The sequence below is a fragment of the Falsiroseomonas oryziterrae genome (assembly GCF_021864505.1).
Taxonomy (GTDB): domain Bacteria; phylum Pseudomonadota; class Alphaproteobacteria; order Acetobacterales; family Acetobacteraceae; genus Falsiroseomonas; species Falsiroseomonas oryziterrae.
In genome coordinates, this window is the sequence record NZ_JAKJIB010000327.1 from 1 (window position 1) to 4572 (window position 4572).

The following is a 4572-nucleotide window of genomic DNA, read 5'->3' on the forward strand; positions in this document are numbered from 1 at the left end:
CGCGCCAGCAGCCGCCACAGAGCGAGAACGAGCAGGCTCATCGCGCCCCAGCGCAGCATCACCTCCTCCACCACGGCGCCGTAGAGCAGCCCGACGACGAGCGCGGCCGGCGTCCAGGCCTCGAGGATGCCGGGCGGCAGCCCCGGTGCGGACTGCCAGGCCGGGCGCGCGAGGTGGTCGGCGATGGCGAGGCACAGCCCTAGCGCCAGGCCGATGCCGACTTCGCCGAGCCGCGCCGCCAGAGACGAGGCGCCGCGCAGCAGGAAGCCGCAGCGCGGCGCGGCCCAACTCCCCGCGAGAGCCAGCAGGAATAGCAGCAGCGCCGGCTGCGCCAGCAGCAGCGGCGCCGGCACGTCCGGAACGGCAGGCAGCACGAGCAGAAGCGCCAGCACCCCGGGCAGGCCGGCGGCCGTCAGCAGCAGGACGGTGCGAAGACCCATCGTCACCTCGGCAGTCCCAGGACGCGGCCGGTCCCCAGCCTCACGCCACCGTCGAGCGCCCCCGGGGCTTGCCACTTCCCGGGCGAGCGGAGGTCCTCATTCGGCGTCGGCCGCCAGCCGTGCAGCCTCGTCCTCCGCGACCAGCGCCTCGATCACCTCGTCGAACTCGCCCAGCATCACGCGGTCGATCTTGTGGATCGTCAGGCCGATGCGGTGGTCGGTCACGCGCCCTTGCGGGAAGTTGTAGGTGCGGATGCGCTCCGACCGGTCGCCGGTGCCGACCTGGCCCTTGCGGTCGGCGGCGCGCGCGTTGGCCAGGCGCGACCGCTCCGCGTCGTAGAGCCTCGCGCGCAGCACCTTCATCGCCTTGGCGCGGTTCTTGTGCTGCGACTTCTCCTCCTGCATCGCGACCACGATGCCGGAGGGGATGTGCGTGATGCGGACCGCGCTGTCGGTCTTGTTGACATGCTGCCCGCCGGCGCCGCTCGCGCGGTAGGTGTCCACGCGCAGGTCGCTCTCGTTCACCTGCACGTCCACCTCCTCGGCTTCCGGCAGGACGGCTACCGTGACGGTCGAGGTGTGGATGCGGCCCTGGGATTCGGTCGCGGGCACGCGCTGGACGCGGTGCACGCCGGACTCGAATTTCAGCTTCGCGAAGACGCCGCGACCTTCGATGGAGGCGGTCGCGCCCTTCACGCCGCCGAGGTCGCTTTCGTCGTAGTCCAGGATCTCGAAGCGCCAGCCCTGGCGCTGCGCGTATCGCTGGTAGGCGCCGAAGAGCTCGGCGGCGAAGAGCGCCGCTTCGTCGCCGCCGGCGGCGGGACGGACTTCGAGGATCGCGCTGCGCTCGTCGGCGGCGTCGCGGGGGGCGAGCATCAGCCGGATCTCGCGCTCGAGCTTCGGCAGGCGGTCCTTGAGGTCGAGGTACTCGGCCTCGGCGAGTTCCTTCAGCTCGGGGTCGCCGAGCATGGCCTCGGCCTCGTCGCGCGCGCGCTCGGCGGCGCGGTAGGCCTGCACCTTCTCGACCAGCGGATCGAGCTCCGACAGCTCGCGCGAGATCGCGCCGACCTGCGCGCCGTCGGCGGTGTTGAGAAGGTGGCGCAGTTCCTCGGCGCGCAGCAGCAGGCGGTCGAGTTTGTGGGGGAGGCTCATGCCGAGAGGCGACGGATCGCGTCCTCGACCGGAAGCGTCTCCTGCGTGCCGGCGTCGAGATCCCGGAACTGGACGACATCCCGGGACAGTTCGTCCTCGCCCAGGATCAGCGCGGCGCGCGCGGCAAGCTTGTTGGCGCGCTCCATCCGGCGCTTGAGGTTGCCCTTGTAGGCGATCTCTGCGACCACGCCGGCGCCGCGCAGACGTTGCACCAGCGCGAGCGCGGCGGCTTCCTGCGCCTCCGCCACCGGGATCACCGCGACGGGGCGCGGCGCGGCGGGGGGCGCGGCGAGCAGCATGGACAGGCGCTCGACGCCCGCGGCCCAGCCGACGGAGGGCGTGGGCGGGCCGCCCATCTCCTCCACCAGCCCGTCATAGCGGCCGCCCGCCATCACCGTGCCCTGCGCGCCGAGCCGGTCGGTGACGAACTCGAAGGCCGTGTGGCTGTAGTAGTCGAGGCCGCGCACGATGCGCGGATTCTCCCGCACCGGGACGCCGAAGGTCGCCAGGTGCCGCAGCACGGCCTCGTAGAAGCCGCGCGCGGCGTCGGAGAGATGCGGCTGGATCGTCGGCGCCTCCGCGACGATCCGCCTGTCGCCCTCATCCTTGCTGTCGAGGATGCGCAGCGGATTCTTCTCGAGCCGCACCTGGCTGTCGTGGGACAGCGCGTCGCGATGCGCGGTGAAATGGGCGACCAGCGCGGCGCGGTAGCGATCCCGGCTCTCGGCGTCGCCGAGCGTGTTGATCTCCAGCACCACGCCGTCGGCGATGCCGAGTTGCACCAGGATGTCCCAGCCGGCGGCTATCACCTCGGCATCCGCCAGCGGCTCGGCGGCGCCCAGCACCTCGGCGCCGATCTGGTGGAACTGGCGATACCGGCCCTTCTGCGGCCGCTCGTAGCGGAACATCGGGCCGGCGTAGAACACCTTGCGCGGCAGGTTCGACTGCGTCAGCCCGTTAGAGACCAGCGCGCGGCAGACGCCGGCGGTGTTCTCCGGCCGCAGCGTGACGGAATCGCCGCCGCGGTCGGTGAAGGAATACATCTCCTTCGTCACGACGTCGGAGGTGTCGCCGAGCGAGCGGGCGAAGACGCGCGTGTCCTCGAAGATCGGCGTCGCCCATTCCTCGAAGCCGTAGAGCGCGGTGACGCGGCGCGAGGTGTCGATGACGTGCCGATGCGCCCGGAACTCGTCGCCGATCAGGTCACGGGTGCCGCGGACGGGCTGGAGCGGGCTGGCCATGGGGCCGGGTTGTGTCGCCGCCGCGCCTTCAGGGCAAGTGGCCCCGCGCCGCGGCGGATGGCGGCGCGTTCTACTCCGCTGCCTGCTGCGCGGCCTCGGCCGCCTTCTCGGCCGCCTTCGCGGCCTTCAGCGCTTCGGCCCGCGCCTCGACCAGGCCCACGATGTGCTCGACCATCTCCTCGGTCTTCACCGTGTGGCTCTGCTTGCCCATGCCGTAGATCATGTGCGTGCCGGCGCCGCCGCCGGTCAGGCCGATGTCGGTCATCAGCGCCTCGCCCGGGCCGTTCACCACGCAGCCGATGATCGAAAGGCTGATCGGCTCCTGGATATGGGCCAGCCGGTCCTCGAGCTTCTCGACCGTGCGGATCACGTCGAAGCCCTGCCGCGCGCAGGAGGGGCAGGAGATCACCTTCACGCCGCGGTGGCGGAGATGCAGCGACTTCAGCATCTCCCACCCAACCGCGACCTCCTCCTCCGGCTCGGCGGAGAGGGAGACGCGGAGCGTGTCGCCGATGCCGGCCCAGAGCAGGCTGCCGAGGCCGATCGCCGACTTCACCGTCCCCGCGCGCTTCCCGCCGGCCTCGGTGATGCCGATGTGCAGCGGATGGTCGCACTGCTCGGCGAGCTGCTGGTAGGCGGCGACGGCGAGGAAGACGTCGGAGGCCTTCACGCTGATCTTGAAGCGGTCGAAGCCCTCATCCAGCAGGTGGGCTGCGTGCCAGAGCGCGCTTTCGACCAGCGCCTCCGGGTTCGGCTCGCCGTATTTCTCCAGCAGGTGCTTCTCGAGGCTGCCGGCGTTCACGCCGATGCGGATAGCGCAGTCATGGTCGCGGGCGGCCTTCACCACCTCCTTCACGCGATCCTTGCTGCCGATGTTGCCGGGGTTGATGCGGAGACAGGCGGCGCCCGCCTCCGCCGCCTCGATGGCGCGGCGGTAGTGGAAGTGGATGTCGGCCACGATCGGCACGTTCACCTCGCGCACGATCTCGTGCAGCGCGGCGGTGCTTTCCTCGGTGGGCACCGAGACGCGGACGATGTCGGCGCCGGCGAGCTCGCAGCGGCGGATCTGCTCGATCGTCGCCTTGGCGTCCTCGGTCGGCGTGTTGGTCATGGTCTGGACGCTGATCGGGGCGTCGCCGCCGACGAGCACCTTGCCGACGCGGATCTGGCGCGAATGGCGGCGGAGGATCTGCTGGTAGGGACGGTAGGACATGCTGCCTCGGGAGGCCCTTCCCTCGGGGGTGGTGTTGCGCCACCCGGGCGAGGGTGCCCGGGCGATCCGCCGCGCAGGATATGGCCCCGCGCGGCGCTCTCCCAGGGGGGATGCGGCCGGGGTTACTGGTTGCGCTGCCCCGGGGCCGGCGGCGCGGCCGGGGTTGGCGCGGCCGAGGCGGTCGCCTGGGTCAAGCGCTGGCGCAGCCGGTCGGGCTCGAGGGCGATGTTGCGGCGGACGCCGACCAGCCCGTCGAGCGTCGGCTGGGGCTGGCCGTCCAGCAGGATCTCGAGCCCGTCGGCCTTGCCGGTGTCGAGGACCAAGCCATCGCGGACAGGGGCGGGCCAGGCCTCGCCGGGGCGCAGGACGCGGTTCAGGACCACCTGGTTGGCGCGGGTGTCGCGCACCTGGACCCAGGCGCCGTCGCCGCTGTTCGGCCGGGCGCGCAGCACCACGCGGGTACCGTCCGGCACGCCGGGGATGGCGACGGCAGGTGGCGGCGGCGGGGCCGCCGCCACGGGCGCGG

Annotated in this window: 5 protein-coding genes; all 5 read right to left on the reverse strand. The window is 72.2% G+C overall.

The window, feature by feature from the left end:
- The coding region (locus L2I40_RS19335) for a hypothetical protein (protein WP_237216818.1) at window positions 1–440 on the reverse strand (440 nt) is incomplete at its 3' end.
- A gap of 96 nt (window positions 441–536) precedes the next feature.
- Entirely contained in the window at window positions 537–1592 is a 1056-nt protein-coding gene (gene prfA / locus L2I40_RS19340; protein ID WP_237216819.1) for a peptide chain release factor 1, read from the reverse strand.
- Window positions 1589–2833 (reverse strand): histidine--tRNA ligase, encoded by a 1245-nt coding sequence (gene hisS / locus L2I40_RS19345; protein WP_237216820.1) that lies wholly within the window; start codon window positions 2831–2833, stop codon window positions 1589–1591. The genes prfA and hisS overlap by 4 nt, the downstream gene beginning before the upstream one ends.
- 70 nt (window positions 2834–2903) lie before the next feature.
- Window positions 2904–4046 (reverse strand): flavodoxin-dependent (E)-4-hydroxy-3-methylbut-2-enyl-diphosphate synthase, encoded by a 1143-nt coding sequence (gene ispG / locus L2I40_RS19350; RefSeq protein WP_237216821.1) that lies wholly within the window; start codon window positions 4044–4046, stop codon window positions 2904–2906.
- Between the two features lie 122 nt (window positions 4047–4168).
- On the reverse strand, window positions 4169–4572 hold a 404-nt coding region (locus L2I40_RS19355; protein WP_237216822.1), incomplete at its 5' end, for a DUF4115 domain-containing protein.

Excerpts from the sequence above, each read along its gene's own strand:
- prfA (WP_237216819.1), bottom strand. The coding sequence starts at position 1,592 with ATGAGCCTCCCCCACAAACTCGACCGCCTGCTGCTGCGCGCCGAGGAA.
- hisS (WP_237216820.1), bottom strand. The coding sequence starts at position 2,833 with ATGGCCAGCCCGCTCCAGCCCGTCCGCGGCACCCGTGACCTGATCGGC.
- ispG (WP_237216821.1), bottom strand. The coding sequence starts at position 4,046 with ATGTCCTACCGTCCCTACCAGCAGATCCTCCGCCGCCATTCGCGCCAG.